Below are 680 nucleotides of genomic sequence, written 5' to 3'. Positions count from 1 at the left end.
CCGCTCGCCTGCGCGGTGGAGGGGGCTCGCCTGCTCGCCTTGGTGGCTTGGACGGGGCCGGGGACCGGGCGCGCGCAGTCGTGGGCGCGGCTGGAGGGCCGTCCGTCCGTCTCGGCGGCTCGGACGGCGCCGGGCGGGCGCGCGCAGCCGTGGGCTCGGGCGAGGCCGGTCGCCAGGCAGGCGCAGTCGCGGGCTCGGGTGGGGCCGGCGTGCCGGTGGCCGGCGGCGAATCCGCGGGCGGGGCCGGGTCCGAGGCGGCCGGTGTGCGCCGGCTGCTGGTGCTCCGGGCGCTCGGGCTGGGGGATCTGCTGGCTGGGGTTCCGGCGCTACGGGCCCTTCGGCGGGCCTTCCCCGAGCACGAGATCGTGCTCGCCGCGCCCGCCGAACTCGGGCCGCTCGCCGCGGCGACGGGCGCCGTCGACCGGCTGCTGCCCGCCTCCGCGCCCGGCCGCGCAGTACCGGCCGCCCTCCACTGGACCGGCCCGCCCCCGGACGTCGCCGTCGACCTGCACGGCAACGGGCCGCCCAGCCACCGGCTCCTCGCGGAGCTCGGCCCCCGGCGGCTGTTCGCCTTCGCGCACCGGGAGACCCCCGGCATCGACGGGCCGCCCTGGTACGCCGACGAGCACGAGCGGGACCGCTGGTGCCGGCTGCTGCGCTGGTACGGCGTCCCCGCCGAC

The 680-nt window shown here is 80.9% G+C and carries 1 protein-coding gene; it reads left to right on the top strand.

What is annotated here, in order from left to right; translation table 11 throughout:
- Positions 1-209: 209 nt before the first annotated feature.
- A partial coding sequence (locus BZY54_RS48935) for a glycosyltransferase family 9 protein (RefSeq protein ID WP_425276402.1) occupies positions 210-680 on the top strand: 471 nt, incomplete at its 3' end.

Source organism: Streptomyces carpinensis (assembly GCF_002154505.1).
GTDB classification, from domain to species: Bacteria; Actinomycetota; Actinomycetes; order Streptomycetales; family Streptomycetaceae; genus Streptomyces; species Streptomyces carpinensis.
This window is presented reverse-complemented; position numbering and strand designations above follow the sequence as displayed.